General features: G+C 47.0%; 14 protein-coding genes. 8 read left to right on the top strand and 6 right to left on the bottom strand.

Annotated elements, in window-relative coordinates; all coding sequences use genetic code 11:
* The 6 genes from RN22_RS25190 to RN22_RS19375 all read left to right on the top strand — a co-directional run.
* Positions 1–1,728, top strand: a 1,728-nt coding sequence (locus RN22_RS25190) for a hypothetical protein (RefSeq protein ID WP_046306892.1), incomplete at its 5' end; no start/stop codon positions are given.
* A 17-nt stretch (positions 1,729–1,745) separates the two neighbouring features.
* Entirely contained in the window at positions 1,746–3,938 is a 2,193-nt protein-coding gene (locus RN22_RS19395) for a type I secretion system permease/ATPase (RefSeq protein ID WP_002541897.1), read from the top strand.
* Positions 3,931–5,313, top strand: a complete 1,383-nt coding sequence (locus RN22_RS19390; protein ID WP_046306864.1) for an HlyD family type I secretion periplasmic adaptor subunit — start codon at positions 3,931–3,933, stop codon at positions 5,311–5,313. The genes RN22_RS19395 and RN22_RS19390 overlap by 8 nt, the downstream gene beginning before the upstream one ends.
* A gap of 28 nt (positions 5,314–5,341) precedes the next feature.
* Entirely contained in the window at positions 5,342–6,685 is a 1,344-nt protein-coding gene (locus tag RN22_RS19385; RefSeq protein WP_046306862.1) for a TolC family outer membrane protein, read from the top strand.
* Positions 6,686–6,831: 146 nt separating this feature from the next.
* Positions 6,832–8,781, top strand: a complete 1,950-nt coding sequence (locus RN22_RS19380; RefSeq protein ID WP_046306860.1) for an EAL domain-containing protein — start codon at positions 6,832–6,834, stop codon at positions 8,779–8,781.
* Positions 8,782–9,022: 241 nt separating this feature from the next.
* On the top strand, positions 9,023–10,288 hold the full coding sequence (locus RN22_RS19375; RefSeq protein ID WP_156168235.1) for a porin: 1,266 nt from the start codon (positions 9,023–9,025) through the stop codon (positions 10,286–10,288).
* 138 nt (positions 10,289–10,426) lie between these two features.
* Here RN22_RS19375 and RN22_RS19370 read toward each other — a convergent pair whose 3' ends face one another.
* From RN22_RS19370 to RN22_RS19355, 4 genes are all read right to left on the bottom strand, one after another.
* A complete protein-coding gene (locus tag RN22_RS19370; RefSeq protein WP_231590935.1) occupies positions 10,427–12,001 on the bottom strand; it encodes an AMP-binding protein in 1,575 nt (524 codons plus the stop codon).
* Positions 12,002–12,054: 53 nt separating this feature from the next.
* Positions 12,055–13,530 (bottom strand): coniferyl aldehyde dehydrogenase, encoded by a 1,476-nt coding sequence (locus tag RN22_RS19365; protein WP_046306857.1) that lies wholly within the window; start codon positions 13,528–13,530, stop codon positions 12,055–12,057.
* Between the two features lie 228 nt (positions 13,531–13,758).
* The gene (locus RN22_RS19360; protein ID WP_046306855.1) at positions 13,759–14,817 is read right to left on the bottom strand and encodes an AraC family transcriptional regulator; all 1,059 of its coding nucleotides are present in this window, start codon (positions 14,815–14,817) and stop codon (positions 13,759–13,761) included.
* Positions 14,818–15,152: 335 nt separating this feature from the next.
* Positions 15,153–15,368, bottom strand: a complete 216-nt coding sequence (locus RN22_RS19355; RefSeq protein WP_002541905.1) for a hypothetical protein — start codon at positions 15,366–15,368, stop codon at positions 15,153–15,155.
* Positions 15,369–15,686: 318 nt separating this feature from the next.
* Here RN22_RS19355 and RN22_RS19350 point away from each other — a divergent pair, with 318 nt between their 5' ends.
* Together RN22_RS19350 and RN22_RS19345 are read left to right on the top strand one after the other, a co-directional pair.
* Positions 15,687–16,955, top strand: a complete 1,269-nt coding sequence (locus tag RN22_RS19350; protein WP_046306852.1) for an acyl-homoserine-lactone synthase — start codon at positions 15,687–15,689, stop codon at positions 16,953–16,955.
* Complete coding sequence (locus RN22_RS19345; protein ID WP_046306850.1) at positions 16,948–19,869, top strand: hybrid sensor histidine kinase/response regulator; 2,922 nt, start codon at positions 16,948–16,950, stop codon at positions 19,867–19,869. The genes RN22_RS19350 and RN22_RS19345 overlap by 8 nt, the downstream gene beginning before the upstream one ends.
* Before the next feature lie 84 nt (positions 19,870–19,953).
* Here RN22_RS19345 and RN22_RS19340 read toward each other — a convergent pair whose 3' ends face one another.
* Entirely contained in the window at positions 19,954–21,246 is a 1,293-nt protein-coding gene (locus RN22_RS19340; protein WP_046306848.1) for a TRAP transporter large permease, read from the bottom strand.
* A complete protein-coding gene (locus RN22_RS19335) occupies positions 21,243–21,746 on the bottom strand; it encodes a TRAP transporter small permease (RefSeq protein WP_046306845.1) in 504 nt (167 codons plus the stop codon). Before RN22_RS19335 ends, RN22_RS19340 begins: the two co-directional genes overlap by 4 nt.
* Positions 21,747–22,030 lie beyond the last annotated feature (284 nt).

Below are 22,030 nucleotides of genomic sequence, written 5' to 3'. Positions count from 1 at the left end.
AATGACAATGTCTATGAAGGTAACGAGACCATTAAGATCCAAGGTGCAGTCATTGGCCGTCAGGGATGGGTACAGTCTCAAGCAGCCGTGATTACTGATGAAGCTGACAAACCAACACTCTCCGTTGTCAATACGAACGGAAACAACAGAGTCGAGGAATCCAACTGGGCAACATTTTCTATCAAGCTCAGCAAAGCCGTTGATCAGGCCACCAAGGTGAAAGTCAACGTATTTACGGGCTCTTCACCAGACGTCAACAACAAAGACATGGGTGGCTATGAGTACTGGACAGGTTCAAGTTGGGCAAACTTCAAAAGTGGAAGCCAATTAACGTTTGCGGCTAACCAGACTGAAATATTAGTCCGTGCGAAACCAATCAACGACAACAAGGTTGAAGGTAACGAAAGGCTCATTGTTAAAGCCAAACCAATCGACGGTGAAACCCACATTGGCGGTGGCGAAGTGCAAAGTGCGATAACCGTTATCGATAAAGGCTATCGCGATACGAGCAATGATACATCTGGTCACGTTCACTGGCACCTTGATGGTGGTGGTACTCAACACGTCAACGGTAATGGCTGGAGACCTCATGAGAAAGTCACCGTTTATAACCCTAATGGGTCCACGACTGTCATCTACGCAGACAAACACGGCTTCTTTAACATTCAAGCCGAAAACTTATATACCGTGGCTGGTACGCTGAATGCCAAAGGTGCACAAAGCGGTTGGGCGGTGAAAAGTAAGTATGTGAACCCGAGCATTACACCGCTTGTCCTTGACTTGGATGGTGACGGTATCGAAACGTCAGATGTAACAGAGAAACCTGTTAACTTTGATTATGACGGTGATGGTAAGGATGTTAAGACAGGCTGGATCACTGGCGGCGATGGTCTATTGGTGCGTGATATCAACAAGGATGGCCAAATCAATGATGGCTCAGAACTGTTCGGTTCAAATACCCGACTTGCAGACGGTTCCACTGCTGCTGACGGATATGAAGCACTGGCTCAACATGACTCCAACGCTGATGGTGTTATCGATAAAAACGATGCTATCTACTCTGAGCTGAACGTTTGGGTCGATAAAGACCAAGATGGTGTGACCGATGCTGACGAACTTCTCAGCATGGAAGATGCAAAAGTAGCATCTATCGATTTGGCTGCTAACTTTACTAGTGATGAGTCAAACAATAACACTATTGGTAAATCATCTACTTACACCACGACGGATGGTGAAGAGCGAACCGTAGCAGATGTTTGGTTTGCAACTCAACAAGGTGACGCGCAAGAAGAAGACCCATCTAACGTCATTGAAGAACATAACATCAGCGGATTGGATCAAGTGGAACTGGTATGGCACAGCGAAGATGTTGCAAATCAGCCATGGTCTGACACTGTCACTGATTTCTCTGTGGGTGAACCTCCATTGAACTTGTCTGACTTGGTTACCGACGACAATGACAACTTGCTAAGCGAGGACGACATAGACATGTTTGAGCAAGATGGCTCACTCATACTCCGTGTTGATACCACTGGAGACCATGTATGGAATCAGGAAATCATTCTGCAGGACATCACTTTGGATGACATTGTTGATGACGATGGAATCATTAAAAACGGTGTGTTTAGCGATGACAACGTCAAAGAATTGTTCCAAAAAGCAGCGAGTGTTGATGCGTTAGATAACTCAACAACACACCTGGATGATCCAAACATCGACGACCACTAAGAAAAAGGTGTCATATTTTGCAATTAGCAGACAATGTAAAACCCCAGTGGACGATTCCTGGTGCGGGACAAACCACAGAAGACCCTCTTCTGGAGTGCTTGGTCATTTTGACCGAGCACTATGGCTCGCCCTGCTCCGGTGAAGCATTAGTCGCTAGTTTGCCAATGAGGGAGGCTCGGTTAACACCCGAGCTTTTCCCCCAAGCCTCCTCCCGAGCTGGCTTGGTATCCCGAGTGGTGAGAAAGCCACTCAATACCATTGGCGAAATGCTGACGCCCTGCGTTCTACTTTTAGTGGACCAAAAAGCCTGTTTACTTCGTTCTTTTGACAAAGAAACAGGCACTGCAGTTATTCAACTTCCTGATACTGGAGGAGAGACCGAACTTACCCAGGAAGAGCTAGAAGCGATCTATATTGGCTATGCCATCTTGGTGAAAAAGCAATATCGAGGCGATCAAAGCGTTGACGTGCATTTGCATACCAAGAAAGGCCATTGGCTGTTTTCCATGCTGAAAGAAGCAGCACCTATCTATCGTGAGGCTCTATTAGCGTCAGTGGTTGTTAACCTATTCGCATTGGTTTCGCCACTGTTCATGATGAACGTGTACGACAAAATTCTCCCTAACCAGGCTTTTGAGTCACTATGGGTTCTTGCCAGTGGTGCAGCATTGGCCTTCACATTTGATTACATACTCCGCTACGTGCGGAGTATGCTTATCGACAATGCCGGCAAGAAAATTGATATCGTTGTTTCTTCCCGCATTTTTGCTAAATCCATCGGGATCCCGCTCGAAAAACGGGGGCCAAGTGTAGGTGGAATGGCAAAACAAATCAGTGAATTTGACAGCGTGCGGGAGATGCTGACTTCCACAACGATAACAACGTTAGTTGACCTACCTTTCGCGATTTTCTTCCTTTTCATTATCTATATATTTGCTGGTGATTTGGCCTTTGTTCCCCTGGTGTCTGGCCTCATCATTATTGGATATGCATGCGCTATACAGCCAAAACTTAGAGCCGCTATCGAGGAAAGTAACAAGTTCGCTGGACTGAAGAATGGGCACTTAATTGAAAGCCTGAGTGCTATGGAGTCCATTAAAGCGAATTTAGCAGAAGGTATTGTGCAGAAAACATGGCAACAAATGATTGCCCACTCTGCTACTTGGGGACTTAAGGTAAAGAAAACGTCGCAATCGGTTTCTTATCTAGCAACCTTTGTGACGCAAATGACCGCTATTGCCGTCGTAATTCTCGGCGTATTTAGGGTGTCTCAGGGTGACATATCTATGGGCGGTATTATCGCTGCAGTCATGTTGTCTAGCCGAGTAGTCTCCCCTATGGCCTCATTAGCCAACTTACTGACGCGCTCAAATCAAACAATGAGCTCACTTCGCCAACTTGATGCACTTATGGATCAAGAAGACGAATATCAGGATAAAGGCCATTTGATAAGTCGCAGGCAGTTGAAAGGTCAAATTGAATGCGCGGGCGTTTCTTTTGCTTTCAATGAAGAAGAAGAGCCAGTCATTTATCCAAGTTCCCTGAAAATCAATGAAGGTGAAAGCATTGCCATCATTGGGAAGAATGGGTCAGGTAAAACATCCTTGCTCAAAATGTTTGCTGGGCTTTACCAGCCAACACAAGGAAGCCTGAGATTCGACGGTATTGATTCCAAACAAATACACCCTGCCGATCTGCGCCGAAACGTCGGGTACATGCCACAGGATATCACCCTGTTTCATGGCACGATCCGTGACAACATTTTATTCGGTACAAGACAGGTCACTGAGCATCAGCTTATTCGAGCCGTACAGCTCTCTGGCGTTTCTCATTTCACCTCTCTGGATTCACAAGGCCTCGATAAACAGGTGGGTGAAGGTGGTCAATCTCTTTCTCGTGGACAACGTCAAGCTGTAGCACTTGCGCGTTCTATACTCAATGAGCCATCTATCTTATTAATGGACGAGCCAACTGCATCAATGGATGCATTTGCAGAAAAGCAATTTATTCGGGCGATGCAACAAGTAAGCAAAGACAGAACGCTTATTTTAGTCACCCATAAAATGTCTCTTCTTGATATTGTCGATCGAGTCATTGTTTTGGATAAAGGTCGCGTATTTTTAGACGGACCAAGAACAACTGTCCTTCAAAAGCTATCTCAAAACTCAGCTAGCGAAAGCCAGAGCAGGAGAACAGCCAATAATGAGTAAAAATCAGGACCGTGAACACGTCGACATGGCTGACGATATATATGGCGCCATGATGATGGATGTTCCCGGCAAATATCGTGTTGTTGTCTGGCTTCTTATTTTCATTGTTGCCTCATTTATTGTTTGGGCTTCTTTGTCTTCACTCGATCAGGTCACACGTGGTGAAGGCAAGGTTATTCCTTCATCACAGGTACAGTTGATTCAAAGCCTTGACGGCGGAATTTTACAGGAAATGTACGTCAAAGAAGGGATGATCGTAGAAAAAGGTATGCCTATTGTACGCATCGACGATACCCGCTTTCGCTCAGATGTCGCTCAACAGGAAGAAGAAGATGCAAGCCTGAATGCCAACATTATTCGACTACAAAAAGAGCTCGCCAGTATCAAGCTTCAAGGGCTGGATGTTAACTGGGAGTCACAAATACTTATTGAGCCTATGGCATTAGATTTTCCTGAAGAACTTCAATCTCAGGAGCCCGAATTGGTTCAACGACAGACTCTCGAGTATCAAGGGCATTTAGACGATTTAAAGAACAAAGTCGAAATCCAGTCCCGTCAGGTACTTCAGAAACAACAGGAAATTAAAGAACTAAAAACCAAGATAAAGACACTTGAGAACAGTGCGAAGCTGGTCGCCCGCGAATATGAGCTGACAAAACCGCTCGCCAAGAAGAAAATCGTCCCTGAAGTTGAGCTACTGAAGCTTCAACGCCAGCTCAACGATATGCGCGGTGAAATCGCCGCCCTGCACCAGATGCAACCCAAACTTAAAGCAGAACAGGACGAGGCCATTCTGAAGCGACGTGAATCCGTTCTTGCCTTCAAAAACGAAAACCTAACGCAAGTCAGTGAACTGGAAGCAAAGTTATCCCGTCTCCAACAAGCGAAAGTGGGTTCTCAGGACAAAGTAGATAAAGCCATTATTACCTCTCCTGTCAATGGCACCATCAAAACTATTCACATCAACACCTTGGGCGGAGTCGTGCGTCCAGGTGAAGACATCCTTGAGATTGTCCCAAACGAAGACCAATTACTGATAGAAGCCAAAATCCAACCAAAAGACATCGCATTCCTGCATTCAGGTTTGCCTGCTGTCGTCAAAGTCACAGCTTACGACTTCACTCGTTATGGTGGCCTTAAAGGAAAACTGGAGCATATCAGTGCGGACACTACGCAGGACGATAAAGGTAACAGTTTTTATTTGGTGAGGGTCAGGACGGACGTTTCCAACCTCGAAGATAAAGAAGGTACCGCAATGCCAATCATTCCCGGCATGCTAACCAGCGTAGATATCATTACCGGGAAACGCACTGTACTCGACTATATTCTCAACCCTATTCTTCGTGCCAGAGAATCAGCGCTCCGAGAGCGTTAAAAAAAGAACATGACCCAGGAGTTTGCACATGACGTGTACCCGCAACAGTCAAAAACGATTCAACAACCTAATCAAGTATTCCCTCTCGTGCGCTTTGTTGATCCCTACTGTCGGGTATTCAGACACGCTGGAGCAAGCCGTAGCAAAAACCCTCTCCTCCAGCCCTGATGTAAGGAGAGCCTTCCATGCTTACAAGGCACAAGAAGAACAAGTTGATCAGGCGTTTGCGGGTTATTTACCCGTCATTGACCTCACCGCAGGTTATGGTTGGGAACAAACCGATAGCCCTTCTACCCGGGCTGCAGGCAGGAAAGATGATGAACTGAATCCCGGTGAAGCAGGAATCAGTATCAGACAGGCTTTATTCAGCGGTTTCCAAACTAAAAGCGAGGTTGAGCGCTCTAAGGCGGAGGCCAAATCCGGATACTGGAATCTCGTTTCGACCTCTGAAGATCAGGCGTTAGAAACGGTCAGGGTCTATATCCAATACCTTCAAGCCAAACAGGTTGTTGAGCTTTCCGAGGAAAATCTGAAAAGCCATGAGTCTATCTATGGACAGATCAAAGAAAAGACAGACTCTGGACTAGGCTCGTCGGCTGATTTATCCCAGATCACAGGTCGGCTGGCTCGCGCTAAATCGAATCTGACTGCAGCAAAAAACAATCTAATGGATGCCAGAAGTAACTACATCAGGGTAGTGAATCTTCCTCCAGAAAACCTGAGCACGCCGTCTCCAGACACTGGACTGATTCCTGCCAGCTTAAGCCAGGCCATCGAGATTGCTGAGAAAGAACACCCAACTGTCAAGCTTTCCTATTCAGACATCAACGCAGCCAATTTCCAACATGAGGCAGCCAAATCTTCTTATTATCCCGAGGTCAGTCTTGAACTGAACGGAAACTGGAACAACGATATTGGTGGTACCTTGGGGCATGACGATGATCTACAGGCCATGGTGCGCGTTCGTTACAACCTTTACAACGGTGGAAGAGATACCGCATTTGAGCGCGAAATGGCCTATCGTATTGGTGAGTCAAAAGAGGTGAACCAGAAGGCGGTCAGAGATGTGATAGAAGGTACTAGGTTAGCCTGGAACGCCCGCGTCAGCCTGCGTGAGCAGATGGTTTATTTGAATGAACATGTTGCTGCTGCCGTAGAAACACAAAGTGCGTACACCCTCCAATTTGGCTTGGGGCAACGCTCGCTTATTGACCTTCTGGATTCTGAAAATGAATTGTTTGAATCAAGAAAAGACTATCTCGCTGCTGAGTATGACTACCTCGTCGCGGAGTATCGCATTCTTAATTCTACCGGACGCTTGCTTTCATCCCTGAAAGTACAACCACCGGAGACGAGCAAACCACTTGAATAGGGAATAAGCGGCGAGAAGACCCTTTTAAGCCGCATGTAATAAAGTAACTGTGAATCAATATGAAACGCTGAGGTAGGTAGAGCAGCAATAGGAAGATAACGAAATCATCTATTTGTTTTTAGAGACACCAGAAAACGGAAAGAAGCATGACAATAACCAATAAAATCACGCTTGTGGTGGCTGCAACACTCATTTTGCTTTGTACGGCTATGGCTTATGCTGAGTTCACTATCAACCATGCTTTTATACAGCAAGAAATGCAGTCACATGCCAATAGCGCTTTGCAAAACCTGAGCGCGGCGTTAGTCCCTATTCTGGAAACTGGGGATCTGGAAAAAAGCGATCGCTTCTTCTCTGCGGTATTGTCAAAAGACGCATTGGTTAGTCAGGTCACTTTGCAGTGGATATTTGACGGTGAATTACAAAGTTGGGTCAATGAAGACGCGCTCCAGCAAAAAGCACCAGTTTGGTTTTCTTCTTTAGGATTCATTGAGCCAATATGGATGACTACAACGGTTCGAAACAGTTGGACGGAATTAGCGTCTCTTTCCATCCAGATACCACCTGACAGCGCCAATCTTGCACTTTGGGAGTTACTTCGTTCATTCATTATTTCCGCTGTCACTCTCGTGACCGCTGCAACACTGATTGTACGTTTTACCCTTGGGCGTATGCTCTCCCCCATCAAAACCATCACCAAAGAAGCCAAACGTATTGCGAAACTTGATTTCTCGGGGCATTTGCCTTCACCAAAGGCCAGCGACCTCTCTGAATTGACACATACTTTCAATGATATGTCATCGCAACTCCAGAGCCTTTTTGAAACCTTGAACGAGGAAATCAGTGCCTTGCGCACCAAGTACCTGTTTGACGAAGGCTCAGGATTACCCAACCGCAGTTTCCTGACCCGCCAGACTGAAAGTTGGTTGTCAGACGGAGATTGCGGTGTGTTAATGCTCATCAACCTAAAATGGCTGGAGAAGATTGACCCGTCCCGGGGCACAAAAAGCCTTAACGATTGTCTCCGATCTATGAGTAAAGCGTTTGGCAAGATTCTTCCGCAATCGAACGACGCAATGGTTGCAAGGCTCGGGAAGTCTGAGATTGCGATTCTTATTCCGAGTGTTCATGAAAAACAGGCAAGAGCTTATTTGAGCGAAATTATCCGTGCAGTCAATGGTGAGATAATTAGTAACGGCATACCTACTGCCAAGGGGTTTACGATCGGGATCACTGAAAACCATGCCGATGACACCATGTCATCAATAATGGCACGTGCTAACACCGCACTTACTCAAGCAGAAGCCACCGACAGCGTGTTTGTTTTCTCTAGTACTGAGCAAGAATATACACAAGAACAGCTTGACCAGACTTTAAGGACATCCATTGAAGAAAAATTGGTTGAATTAACCGTACAGCCTGTATTTTCAAGAGCTTGCCATGAAGTCCAACACTATGAAGTGTTTGCCAAACTGCAGCTCAATGATGAGTTTATCCCCGCCAATAAGCTCATTTCCGATCTTTCCCGACTGTCGCTGGCGCAACACTTTGACCGCTGCGTGATAACACAGGTCATCTCTTTGTTAGAAAAAGATAAAAACAATGGCCCCTACTCCATCAATTTAACGGCTGACAGCACTAGAGACCCGGAGTTCTTAAAATGGTTGACCAGCACTTTGACCATCAACAAACTCAAAGATCGTTTGTTTGTTGAGTTTGCTGAGGCCATTGCGTGTAACCACCCTAAAGATTGTGAGCGCGCGTGTCGAAACCTGTCAGACGCAGGTTTACGATATGGTATAGACAGGTTTGGTCAACATCTTTCCTCAGTCTCTTATCTCAGGACATTAAAACCGGCTTTTGTAAAACTCGACCACTCGTTCATTCAAAACGCAGAAGATGACGGTAACCACTTGTTACTCAAACCAATGATAAAAATGGCATCCAGTCTTGGTGTTGAAGTCATTGCTTCGGCCATTGAATATAAGCAGCAACTGGCGCGATTCAATGAAATCAGTATCTGCGCCTATTTTGGGTATATTTCCCCACCAGTCCCTATCGGGTCTGAAAGAAAGAGCCTCGTCAAAATCGCATAACCCTCCTACGCACAAGAGACATCTAAAACCTCTTGTGCGTTTCTGCTTAACATCACGTGGCTTATGCCTGCTCGATACCTAAATTCTTCATACAAATAACTCTCATTCATCCCCGCCTTGTCTCACCGACCCATTAAGATAGGTTAATGGCACATCGAGACTACAGCCCGAAATACGTAACTGCCTACCATCTGAAGGATTCTTATAAAAATCACGGATTACTTCAGCCATGGAGGTTGTTATGGCAGCAAAGAAAATTACACATCTTACTCTCTCTACAACAGCAATGTTCGTACTATCGGCAATGAGTATTGGCAACGCCAACGCAGCGGGCTATCAAATCGCGTTTGACTCATCCGGCGGTCTTGGCCGCGCCTATGCCGGTGAAGCCGCCATCGGGGACAGCGCAGCGTCAATGGGACGAAACCCGGCCACCATGACGCTCTTTGAACGTCCTGAGTTCTCCGGTTCAATGATTTACTTTGACGCAGAAATCGACGTGACAGGTAATTCTGCGGCACAGTCTTCGTCAGACATTATTCCTTCCCAGTTTGTCCCTGCCAGTTACTATGTTCAGCCTCTTAATGAACAAATGGCCGTGGGATTAGGACTGTACGCCAATTACGGATTGGGAACTGATTTAAAAGACGATTTCATTGCTGGAGATATCGGTGGAGACACAGAGCTATTCACCGTTAACATCAACCCTGCTATCGCCTATCAGGTCTCTCCGATGCTGAGTCTTGGCGCAGGTATTAGCCTGGTTTACGCCAGTGGCGAGGTAAACCGACATTATGGCGGGGGTGCTGGCAGTTTCGGTGTGCAGGCCTCAGACAAGATTTTAAGTTGGGATGGTGATGACTGGGCATTTGGCTGGAACGTGGGCGCGTTGTTGGCACTGGATGAGAAAAACCGTCTTGGCCTTTCTTACCGTGCAGGCGTTGATCTCAAGCTCGAAGGCACTTTCAACGATTTCAGCCCAGGTGTTGCCATTCCCGGTGGCGGTTCAACCACCGCCGTTTCCAATGTACCGCTACCGGCGATCGCTGAGTTTTCGGGATTCCACCAGCTAGATGACAAATGGGCAATTCACTATAGCGCGCTTTGGACGCAATGGAGTGAATACAAGGAATTTAGTGCTTCCAGTAGTGACTGCAGTATCAATGGAGGCATCTGTTTCTTGAAGCCTGAAAAGTATGAAGACAGCTGGCGCTGGGCGATTGGTGCGACCTATCAGCTCAACCCAGCCATCAAGCTGCGGGCGGGCTTTGCACTCGACGAAAAAGCTGGAGAAACAACCCTGAGCATTCCTGACCAAGATGCCTATTGGTATTCGACAGGTATGAATTATCAACTTGATACCAACTGGTCGTTTGATCTCGGTTTGGCTTACATGGACCGTTCAGATGAGTCTTTTACTGAAACCAGCTTGTTCGCGGCAGACCATGACTATACGGCAAAAGGCTATTTGCTGATTGTTGGTGCACAAGCAAACTACCGTTTCTGAACAAAGAACGTAACCGTCCTTAAAACAGCCCGCCTCGCGGGCTTTTTTATGCCTTCAGAACGACAGGCAACAAGGAAAAAAAGCCGGTGCATCTAGCACCGGAAAAGACGAGAAAAAGTAAAGGACAGAAAAATGGATTTAAGAAACTGTTCGAAGATCTTTTCGAAGGATTTTACCAACGGCAGTTTTCGGGAGTTCGGACACCACAACAACTTGCTTTGGTACTTTGTAAGCCGTGAGATTTTGGCGACAAAAAGCCTCCAACGCTGACAGTTCCAACGTCTCTTTTGCCGTGATAAAAGCTTTAACTGCCTCGCCAGTAGCTTCATCGGCTACCCCAATCACGGCGGCTTCCAATACATCGGGGTGCGAGCAAAGCACTTGTTCCACTTCACTTGGGTAAACGTTAAAGCCGGAAACCAGTACCATATCTTTGAGCCGGTCAACAATTTGAATACAGCCGTCCTCTAGGATCACCCCCATGTCCCCGGTCTTAAAAAAGCCATCCGCTGTTAAGACTTGTCCCGTTTCTTCTGGGTTATTCCAGTACCCTTTCATGACTTGTTCGCCTTTCAACACAATCTGGCCGACCTCGCCTTGCGGTAGAGCCCTGTCGTTCAAGTCCCAGATTTCCACGGCGGTATTGATTAAAGGCCGACCGACAGTGCCGTAATGTTCTGCCCCCGGTTGATTCAGACTGATCACCGGTGAGGTTTCTGACATGCCGTACCCTTCGGTGATGGTACAAGCTGTCACCTCTTCCCACGCTACGCGGGCAGCATCGATCAGCGCCGTTCCGCCAGAAAGCGTAATTTTGAGGTGCGAGAAGTCCAGAGCGCGAAATTCAGGGTGCTGACATAAGCCGACAAACAATGTGTTAATGCCGGCAAAACCCGTAAATTTATGCGGTTGGAGTTGGGCAACAAAAGTATCGAGATCTCTTGGATTGGGGATCAGAATGTTGGTGTTACCTTGGGAGAAAAACAGAATGAGGTTCACGGCAAATGCATAGATGTGGTAAAGCGGCAACGGACAGACAAACAACTCTTCTCCCGGCACTACCACGTCTTTCAAACGCTCTTCCATTTGTGCCATGTTCGCCAGCACAGAAGCGTGAGTCAGGCATGCCCCTTTTGCTCTGCCGGTTGTCCCGCCTGTGTACTGCAACATACTGAGTGCTCCAGCATCTATCGCAGGCGATACAAAAGAAGCCGCTTCTCCCGCAAGGATCTCATCCAAATCTGCCTGAAGAATATCCCGCTCGCTTGATGTCGAGGCCTTCCCTCCTCCTTTTGCGTAAATCACGACATCGATGTCGGTGTGATCAATCACAGAGGCTAAAGGTGCAGAAAGAGGTGCAAAGATCACTAACGCTTTCGCACCAGAGTCCGAAAATTGGTGCTGCATCTCTCTCGGCGTATAAAGTGGATTGGTGTTTACAAGCACCAATCCGGCGCGCAAGGCTGCAAACGCAGCAATAGGAAAATCGAGAATATTAGGAAGCTGTATTGCTATCCGATCGCCCGGCTTTAAGTTCGTATTGTTTTGAAGCCAGCCTGCAAACTGGCGGGATTTTTCCTCAACATCACGATAGCTAAGGCTTTGCGGTCCGCAATAGAAAGCCGTTTTGTCAGCGTATTTGTCGCAGGCGCTTTCAATAAAAGTCGCCAATGTGATGTTGCTTTGTTGAATACCATTGGTCACGTTCATCATCCTTCTGTTTGGGTTCCTTGTTGTATACGTTTTATCGTGACAGCGTCACGTATCTACTCTCCAACAAAGAACTTGTAGAACAAGTGATGCATTTTTTTTCCGTACGGTGGGAAGAGCATATCGCTGAAAAACAATTTCCCGCGTACCAAAACCGATTTGCAGTGGGAGAACGTTCTGAAGCCTTCCACACCGTGGTAGCTGCCCATACCTGAATCTCCAACACCACCAAATGGCAAATCATCGACAACCACATGGAATGCCGCGTCATTGATACAAACACCACCCGCGTGCGTTTCTCTCAAAAACCGACGCTGAAAGCCTTTGTCAAAACTCAGAACATACAACCCAAGTGGGCGTGCGTTGCTGTTAATAGCATCAATCACATCCTGGGTATCCTGATAACCAAGAATCGGTAAGATTGGGCCAAAGATTTCTTCCTGCATGACTTTCATAGATGCACTGGCACCCAACACCAATGTCAGAGGCATAAAGCAACCTTCCGGTTGAACATCAAGCTCACCAAGATGCACGACCTGAGCACCTTGTGCCTGTGCTTCCTCCAAATACCCCATCAAACGCTGAAACTGTTTGGGATTGATTACTCGTGTACGTTTGTCATTGCCGAGTGTTGAGGGATACATAGATTCATAGCGACGGCTTATCTCCGCAACCAACTCATCCAATCTTTCATTCGGGCAATAAATGTAATCTGGAGAAACACAGGTTTGCCCCGCATTCATGGTTTTGCCATAGATAAAGCGTTTAACGGCTTCATTAAGGGGGATCTTGTCATCAATGATCACCGGCGATTTCCCACCTAATTCAAGGGTCACTGGAACGAGTTTGTCGGCAGCGGCTAGCATCACATGCCTGCCAACCTGCGTTGAGCCAGTAAACAGCAGGTGATCAAAAGGCAATTCAGAGAAAGATTTGGCCACATTGGCATCCCCTTCCACCACATGCACTTTGTCGCGCGGAAAGACGCTGGAGAGCATGTCCACCAGCACAGCATTGGTCGCGGGGGTGTATTCGGACACTTTTATCATCGCGCGGTTTCCTGCCGCAATGGCAGCCACCAATGGTCCGATAGTGAGAAAGACCGGGTAGTTCCAAGGCGAAATGATCCCCACCACGCCCAAAGGCTGATAATGAATTTCTGCCCTGGCAGGCTGGAAGACAATGCCGACTTTGCGTTTTTGAGGTTTCATCCAGCGACGAAGATGCTTTATCGTGTAGTCAATCGAGGACAGAGAAGAAAAGATGTCGCCCAGCATACTCTCATCGTGACTTCGATAGCCGAAGTCTTGTTCCAACGCTCTCAGCAAATTGTCCTTTTCACGATGAATGGCAGATTTAAGTAATTTCAAATCCGCAACCCGGCTTTCGTAACTGGGGTATCTCTCTTTGTTAAAGGCGCGTTTTTGCAAATAGAACAAGGTATTGATGGTTTCTGCGCTCTTATTTTCAGAGCACTGGGCCGTTTCTTGTTCCATCATGACCGGCTCAGAAAGTTTCTCTGCGTTATTCATATTGATCTCCCGACTGCAAGCCTCCTTTTTCTGAGATTTCCGATAGGTTTGGATATCAGAAGGATGCATGACTTCTTCGATACTGAATGCTCAATATGCGCCAACGACGGGAGAAGGCTTTGTTAATTTATGCCAAAGGCTTATCTGTATTTCTCCTGTTTACCCATATATGTATAAAAAAGGAGCGCCACAATGGCGCCCCTGAGTGAAAATCTCTTTGTTGATTGATTAATGGCGACAGCTTTCTGCCAAGGTATTAGCCGAAAGATAACGGTGACGATATTCACCAGGTGCACACCCCTCCCAACGCCTGAATGCGCGATTGAAGTTAGCCACATTGGAAAAGCCCACCAAGTAACCTATTTCACTGATACTCATGTGAGGTTGCTTGATGTAGTTCATCGTCAGCCTCTTACGCGTATTGTCGAGGATGTCTTTATAACAGGTTCCCTGATCATTCAGTTTACGCTGAAGGTTTCTGAGGCTCAGTCCCAGCTGTTTTGCAACATCCGCCTGAGACGGTGCACCGAGCGGTAGTTCATCCACGATTCGGGTTTCAATCTGGAAGGTCAGATTGGTTTTATCTACCCGACACATGAATTTGTTCAGCATTTCGAGGTGCATTTCGTTAATGGCGGGATTACTGCCGATCGACTGAGTTCGGGCAATTTCCGCATCCATCACAACCGCATTGCGATCGCAGCCATATTCAATGGGACAATCGAAAAACGCTGCCGCCACTTCGCAATCCGTACTTGGACGCTCGAAGTTAAATTGGATTTTGATTGGATTGAAGTCACGACCAACAATGTCGCGGGATAATTGCACCAGCGTCGCCTGAAACGCTTCGATCATATGAGGCGTAAGCACCTGGCGGCCGCTGTCTGCATAGCGATAGACTTCCAAATCTGACACGAAGTCGACCCCCCTTTCCTCATAAGCGTACATATTGCAACAGTTGGAAACCACACGTTTATATTGGGCGACGCGTTCTAACGCTTCTTGAAGGCTGTATGCAGATTGCACTGCATAACCAAGTGCATGAAGCACTGAGGGATGAAAGCTTCGCGCCACTTCGATATTAAAAGCGCGACCACCTACTTTGTTGTTGCAGTAAGCGAACAAATTGCCAAGGCTTTGCACGCAGACCCTTCCTTCAGGATCGTTGACTTCAGAAGGAGAAATATCAAACTTTTCTAAGGTTTTGATCGGATCGATGTCATGGCTTTTCATCGCCCGGGTAATAGGGATCAGCCATCCACTCAATGTTGAATAATATGCGTTCATACTAGTCACTTCCTTGAAATACCCTGCTGCAAGCACTGAATCTGCTGCTAGGTATACACCCCATCAATGTTGCAACCATGTTGCATTAAATAACGATAGTGTGAGTGGGAGAGATATAAATGACCGTATTCAAATTTTGATAGATTTAATGCTTTAAACAGGTGTTCATCCACCTGATGAAACATAATTCTTAATGTTGACTCATTCAATTAAAACGAACGAATTATGAAATCTAGCTACTATTGAACAAAATGAAGCCAGCAAGTGCTGGCTTCGTATAGATATACCCAAACGACCTGAAGATACTCGCATTCAGGTTGTTTGGGTATAAGCATTTAAAAATCTATCGGAGGCTGTTTTCGCATCTCTTCCAACGAGCTTCCCATCCTTATTGGATCAGAAAGAGACTCATGCTCATAGACACTTTCTGTAAACTCCAAAGCGTCATAAAAAGCCCAGCCCTGTTGCGATAATTCATTCGCAATTTCCAATTTGTTCTTTCCTCCGTGGTGCATGTCGACCACTTCGGCAAAGGTGTCCTTCTCACTCATGGCAGCTCCTCTCAGGCAAAGGAAACACCTCATTACCCTAGTGAGAGATCCTCACCAAGGTTGTATCAAAATCCTGACTGACTCACGCAATTCATCTGCCTGTAAAACTTGGCAACATCATCAACACAAAATCCAATTAATTTCACCTCCGGCAACTTCCCTGCCTTCTCAGCTAGATAGCGTTAAGCAATCGCTCTCTTTTATGTAAATGGTCGAAATTGTTTCAATAAGTGGACATTTGTGATTGTCATCGCATGACTGCATTAAAGAGATCGTACACTTAACTGGACTTTTTTGAACTACGTCGAGGAATTAAGTATGTACGACATCAATATCAAGCCATCTTCCCTTCATGCCAACCTTCAGCAAACCATCATTGCATTGAGCCATGCACAAGCAACTGAGAGTAATAAGCAGGCTTTCATGCAGTCCGTTGAAGAATATATGTATGAAAATCATTACTTTGACCTGTTCGAAAAAATCGTTTCGTATCGCGTAAATGAAATCCATCAAATGCAGGATCCGGATGCACCCCGTGGCAACCTTTACACCACGCTAACATCGCCGCTGGCAAAAACGATTACCGGCGTGAAGCCCATTAACGATCTTCCATCCTTGTTCTTGTATATCGAGCGCACAGCTATTGCTTTCTATGGTGACATTCTGATGTGCTGGGCAGAGTTCAAAGCGTTTCAAATCAATCAGCAAGCCAAACGCCATCTGCAAGCACACTATGATGAGCAATGCCCGCCAACCAGTTCTGAGGAAAATGTCAGCGAAATGTACCGCTACGAGGTAGTGGAAGACATCCGTAACGATGAGAGATTGTTCCTAACCAGCCACTCTCTGTATCCGATGACGCTTTCTCTTGCCAACGTCCTTATCAACCTTGAAACCTTTGTGAAGCAACAGCATTGGTACGAGATGCTTTACTACCTGGATATTTCTGCGTCCGGTGAGCACTTCATCCTGTACCAAGATATTGGTGGCCAGGCTCCGTTGCTTCTCTCTTCTGCGCTTATTCAACGTTATGAGCAACGTGACAACTGGTTGACGTTTGACCCATTCTTCCAAACAGACAGTTGGACTCTCACCTTATCAAATGAGAAAATTAGCACATTAGAACAGTCCGGCATTTTCTCTAACAGACTGAAAAGTAAATTAAATATTCAATCTGTTGAAAAATTTGATTATTCCCTTTTGCGAGCTGTTACACAAAAGCAAGCTGTCTGTGAAATAATCAGAATGGCCATCAGCGGACCACGCGAGAAGTTGAACCATGTTCTATACCTGACACTCAAATACTTGACGTTGAAACTGGCTGATATTGGCCTTGAGGTGGCTTACACCATCGTCGAACAACCTTCTATCCTCGGGTTCTACCAATCAGTGAATAATGACAGCAAAAACATTCTGCCTTACGTCGCGCTTTGCCAACAGCAAGTCGCGGGTACAGCGTTAACCACTTATCAAGGTGTCGTTTTCACAGGCCCAATGAGTCAGGCATTCGAAGAAAACAGCTTCAGAGATTACAACAAGAGAATTATTTCAATGCGAAAACTCGCGAGAGCCTCTGCCAATGCATGATTTTATCGGGGCTATCTCCAGTAACTATATAGCGATATTCCTTGTCGCTATCGCCAGTATTGTCGCGATTTGGGCCACCAATTTCGCGCGGTCCCTGGCAAAAAACAGGTCGGGGATCACCCGGCCTTTATATCGCCCATACACCCTTTATACCGCCTTCATTTCGGCGTGGATTCTGTCGAACGCCTATTTCCAGTCTGGCCTTTTGGTGTATTTTGGCGAGCCCGGTGCAACCCTCATGGCATTGGCGGCAAACCTGTTTTCGGGATTAGCTTTTGCTTTCGCTTACCTGTTTTCCTGCCGGTTAGTCTCAGAGCATGAAGGGTTTAAGATAAAGCGCTGGCACTGGTGGTTTTTCCTCACCACCTGCGCAATCACCTTGGTCACCAATTTGGTACCTGGACTGAATGTGGTTTCCGTAGATGTGTATGACATCGGCAACTTCGTCATACACTTTGGACCGACAAGCGGCGTATTCTTCGGGATTCTGATCCTGCTGATCATCATGACCCTAACCAACTTCGTGTACTCCAGCCGAAGCAAAGTCAAACTGCAGCAGATCAAGGCAAAGTACATGGTGTTGGGGATGGTCGCCTTTATCGTCTCGACGTTTATGGCGCATTTCCTTATTCCTGTGGTATTCAACGATTTCTCGATCGTCTGGGTGCCGCCTGCCCTGTCCATCATCGAAGCTCTGCTGGTTGGTTATGCCTTGTTGCACAACCGCTTTTACAGCAGCCGTTATATCGCGATGATCGTCGTCAGCTTCCTGATTAACGCGTCGCTGTATATCGTGCCTATATCGCTATTGACGGCCCGTCACTTCCCGATGGAAAGCGTCATCTTTGTGGCTTGGACAGTACTGGCCGGTATGTTCTGGAACCGCTCACACAAGTACATTCGAGGAAAAGTGAACCGCCTCTTCTATAAAGAGAAAGGCAATCCGGTTGAAAACATCTGTAACCTGATTGGAGAGTTCCGCTATTCCACCGATGATGCCGTGGTTCAGCTTAACAAAGTGTTGAATGCCAAATTTGGTCGAATTCAAAAGGTCGACAACAACGCAGACAACAATGTTTTCCTCTCCTGTTTCCATGGTGACCGCTCGGTGCTGGTGAAAGAAGAACTGGAGTATGAAATCAAGCATGAAGAGCCTGAAGTACAGGAAGAGTTGCTTGATGTCACCCGGGCAATGGTCAATGCAGGGACTTCTCTGGTGCTTCCCATTACGAACGAGAAGAAAGAAGTTACCCATCTGTATATGGTGTCGAAAGACAACGACCTGTTCTCCAGTGAAGAAATCATGGGCTTGCAACGGCTTTTTGATGAAGCCAACCGCTTTATTGTTACCGAAGACAAAGTGCGAAAGTCGCAGGTCTTAGCAGGCTCTATCGCCCATGAAATCCGCAATCCACTCACGAAAATTAAATACCATTTCGAGAGGATCGATGCGGACATGTTTGGTGTCGAAAATGGCTCGCTTGCGCCTTTTGCTTCTCAGGAAATGCAGAAGCTCTATCAAGAATTGTCAGAAGGTAAAAAAGCCGTTCAACTCGGCACCCGTTTTATCGATGCCATTCTGGATGAGCTTCGCGGGGACGGCATCAGCACCAGCTTATTCGCCTATTACTCTGCAGCAGAATTGACGACACAAGCGATCAAGGATTTCAGCTTCTACAGTGAAGACCACAGAAGCCGGATTGATCTGAACGTGCAGGATGACTTCTTCTTCCACGGCAGCGATACCCTTTATAGCTTTGTGCTTTTAAACCTGCTAAAGAATGCGGTGTACTACTTTGACTCACATCCGGAAAGTCGTATCAGAATTCACTTTGCTCATTCAAAAGACGGGAATTCAGTGCATGTTGTCGATACCGGACCCGGAATCCCGGTAGCACAGCTTTCTCAAATCTTTGATGAGTTCTACACCAGCGGCAAGCAGCAAGGTAATGGCCTTGGCCTTTCTTACTGCAAACGCGTGATGGAATCCTTTGGCGGCACAATACGCTGCGACTCTGTTGAAGGTGAATACACCGAATTTGTCTTAACTTTCCCTTCTGTTGACCAACAAGAGCAGGATGAAGAAACCCAAGGCCGCATCAAACAGTTTGCCGCGGGTAAGTCCTGTCTGGTTGTTGCCCAGCCTGAAGCAGGCGGTTGGCTTTCTAAGGAATTCGGCGCGTTAGACATCCAAGCCTGTTTTACCCATGATGTCGAGACAGGATTCACCCACGAGCTTAACCAGCCTGTCGATTTCATTGTGCTGGAGCGCGCTATGCTCGAACAGGATATGGCATTGGTGAAAGCGCTGCGCGCCGGTGATTTGGGTCACCACGCTCAGGTGACACCCGTACTGGTATTCGATACCGACGCCCAAACCACGCCTTCTGCATTCTCTGAACACCTGGTGCAAGGAGAGCTTGAAGGTGTGTTCAACAAACTCCAGTTTCTTCGCTCCTTCGACAACCTGATTGACGAAGGCAAGCTGGCAAAACTCGGCAGTTTGATTGGGAAACGGGTTCTGGTTGTGGACGACATGCAGGTCAACCGCATGCTGGTGAAAGCCTATCTCACCAGCGAAGGCATTGAGGTCGAAGAAGCTGCCTCAGGCGATGAATCCATTCAGAAGGTGAAAACAGAACGTTTCGATTTGATCCTGATGGACATTCACATGCCGGGTCGAAACGGTATTGAAGCCACCCATGAAATTCGCCGCTTGGTTGGGCCAATCCCAGTGGTTGCCTTGTCTGGTGAATACAGCGAAGAAGTGACGCTCGCCATCCGAGAGGTGATGCAAGATCACTTGGTGAAGCCCATTACCAAACAGCAGTTATTAAGAACGCTAACAAAGTGGCTGGTACACGGGTTTGCCAGCCATGAAACCATCAGCAATGTGCCGGACACTAAGCATTAGGCGTTAGGCACTTACAGCAGCGCGCTCTCCAAAAAAAAGAAAAGGCCATCAAGGCCTTTTCTTTTTATGTACTAGGTGAAATCGCTATCCCTGATAGCCCATCAACCTTGGCATACTCAGAATCAAATCCGGGAACAGGATCATGACAAAGAGTGCTGCCAGCAGAACGAAGATGAACGGAATCACTTGCTTGATTATGCCCGCCAATGGGATTTTGGTGGTGCCGTTTATCACGAACAACAAGACCCCATATGGTGGCGTAATCAGGCCAATCATCAAGTTCACGATGGTCACGACACCGAAGTGCACGAGGTCGATACCCAATTCACGACAAGCCGGTACAAACAGCGGCACGATAACCAGAATCACGGTGGTAGCATCCAGCAGGAAACCAAGACCGAGATAGATCAGGTTAACAATCAAAAGGAACTGCAACGGTGACAGATCAGCTGCTGTGATCATTTCAGCAATCGCAGTAGGAACATTCTCTGTCGCTACGATGTAGTTGAAGATCAGTGCAGAACCGATAACCAGACCGACAGATGCCGACGAGTACGCACTCTCTTTCAGCGCAACGTAAAGTTGCTTGAAGCTGATTGAACGGTACGCGACTGCCAGAATCAAGGCATAGGCTGCCGCCACTGCCGCCGCTTCGGTTGGCGTAGTGATACCACCGTAGATACCGAACAGCAGGATCGCTGGCATCATCAAGGTTGGCAACGCGCGGAATGTGATGCGTGGGATATCCTTCATCGGCGTGCGTGGTTCTTTCGGGATATCCATCTTGGTCGCCATGTAGGCGTTCAGACCCATCAGAACCACACCCATTAGAAGACCCGGTACCAAGCCTGCGATAAAGAGATAACCGACCGAGGTATCAGACACCAAGGCGTAGATGACCATTGGAATCGAAGGCGGAATAATCGGACCAATTGTCGCCGATGCGGCGGTAATCGCTGCTGCATAAGACGGCGGATAGCGGCCATCTTTAGTCATCATGTTGATGATAACCCGGCCTACACCCGCGGCGTCAGCTACCGCAGAACCCGACATACCCGAGAAGATCAGACTGGAAACGATGTTAACGTGTCCTAAGCCGCCACGGAAATGGCCAACCATTGCGACACAAAACTGGAGTAGTCTGTCCGTGATACTGCCTGCGTTCATAATGTTCGCCGCAGCAATGAAAAGAGGCACAGCCAGCAGAATAAAGCTGTTGTAGAACCCCTGAATAATTTGTTCGCCTGCCAGCGCCAAGTCCTGACCACTGACTGCCAAGTAAACAATGGCACCAATAATCATAGAGAAAGATACTGGCGTACCGAAAGCCGCCAGTAACAGCACTGTCACCAGACATAGTGTTAAAGCTAAACTCATTCTTCCACCTGCTCATCCTTGTCTTCTTGCACTTTGTAGTTCGGATTCAGGAATTGAATCAGTGCAAGGCCGTAGCGGAGAATAATCGCGCCAAGGAAAATCCCGTAAATGCTGAATACATAATCGAGGCGCCATTTCAAAATCGCGCTTTTCTTGATTTTGTAGAACGTGATGTAGTCCCACGTCGGCAAAAAGCTCATCCCGAAACCGATGATGATGCCCAATGCAGACAAGATCAGAAAAATACGTTGTACCTTCCCAGGCACACTTAAAAAGAGAAGATCAAAGCGAATGTGATCTTTATGACGCAGACAAAACGCGCCAGCCCAGAAGATCACCCACAGCCAAAGTGTCAGAAGCACTTCTGACGACCAGCCAATCGGATCATTCAAAACATAGCGGGAAAATATTTGCGCACAAAAGAGAAGGAACATTACCGCCAACATGGTGACTGCAACGCCATCTGCTATTCGCTGTAACCAGTGCAGAATTGTTTTCACAACATGACTCCCTAGTTGCTGTGCATGTCGGCAATCAAACAAAAGCCTTGCAAGCTTTGTTCAGAAATCGCCCTTTTATTCCGAGCAAGTCCTCTTCCTAATCCATGGCGACAGCCTTCCCTGTCCCAGAGTCCTTCCATACTTCACTCCTTGTTGTCAGAGACTTACTGCCTCTTTGTTATATACCCAAACAACCTGAGGATGCAGGATTCAGCGAGCTTGACTGGTGTTGTGATCGCGGCGTCCCTTTGTAGGTGTAGTCACCTCCATCAAAAAGGGACAAC

The sequence above is a fragment of the Grimontia sp. AD028 genome, from assembly GCF_000973155.1.
GTDB lineage: Bacteria > Pseudomonadota > Gammaproteobacteria > Enterobacterales > Vibrionaceae > Enterovibrio > Enterovibrio indicus.
This window is presented reverse-complemented; position numbering and strand designations above follow the sequence as displayed.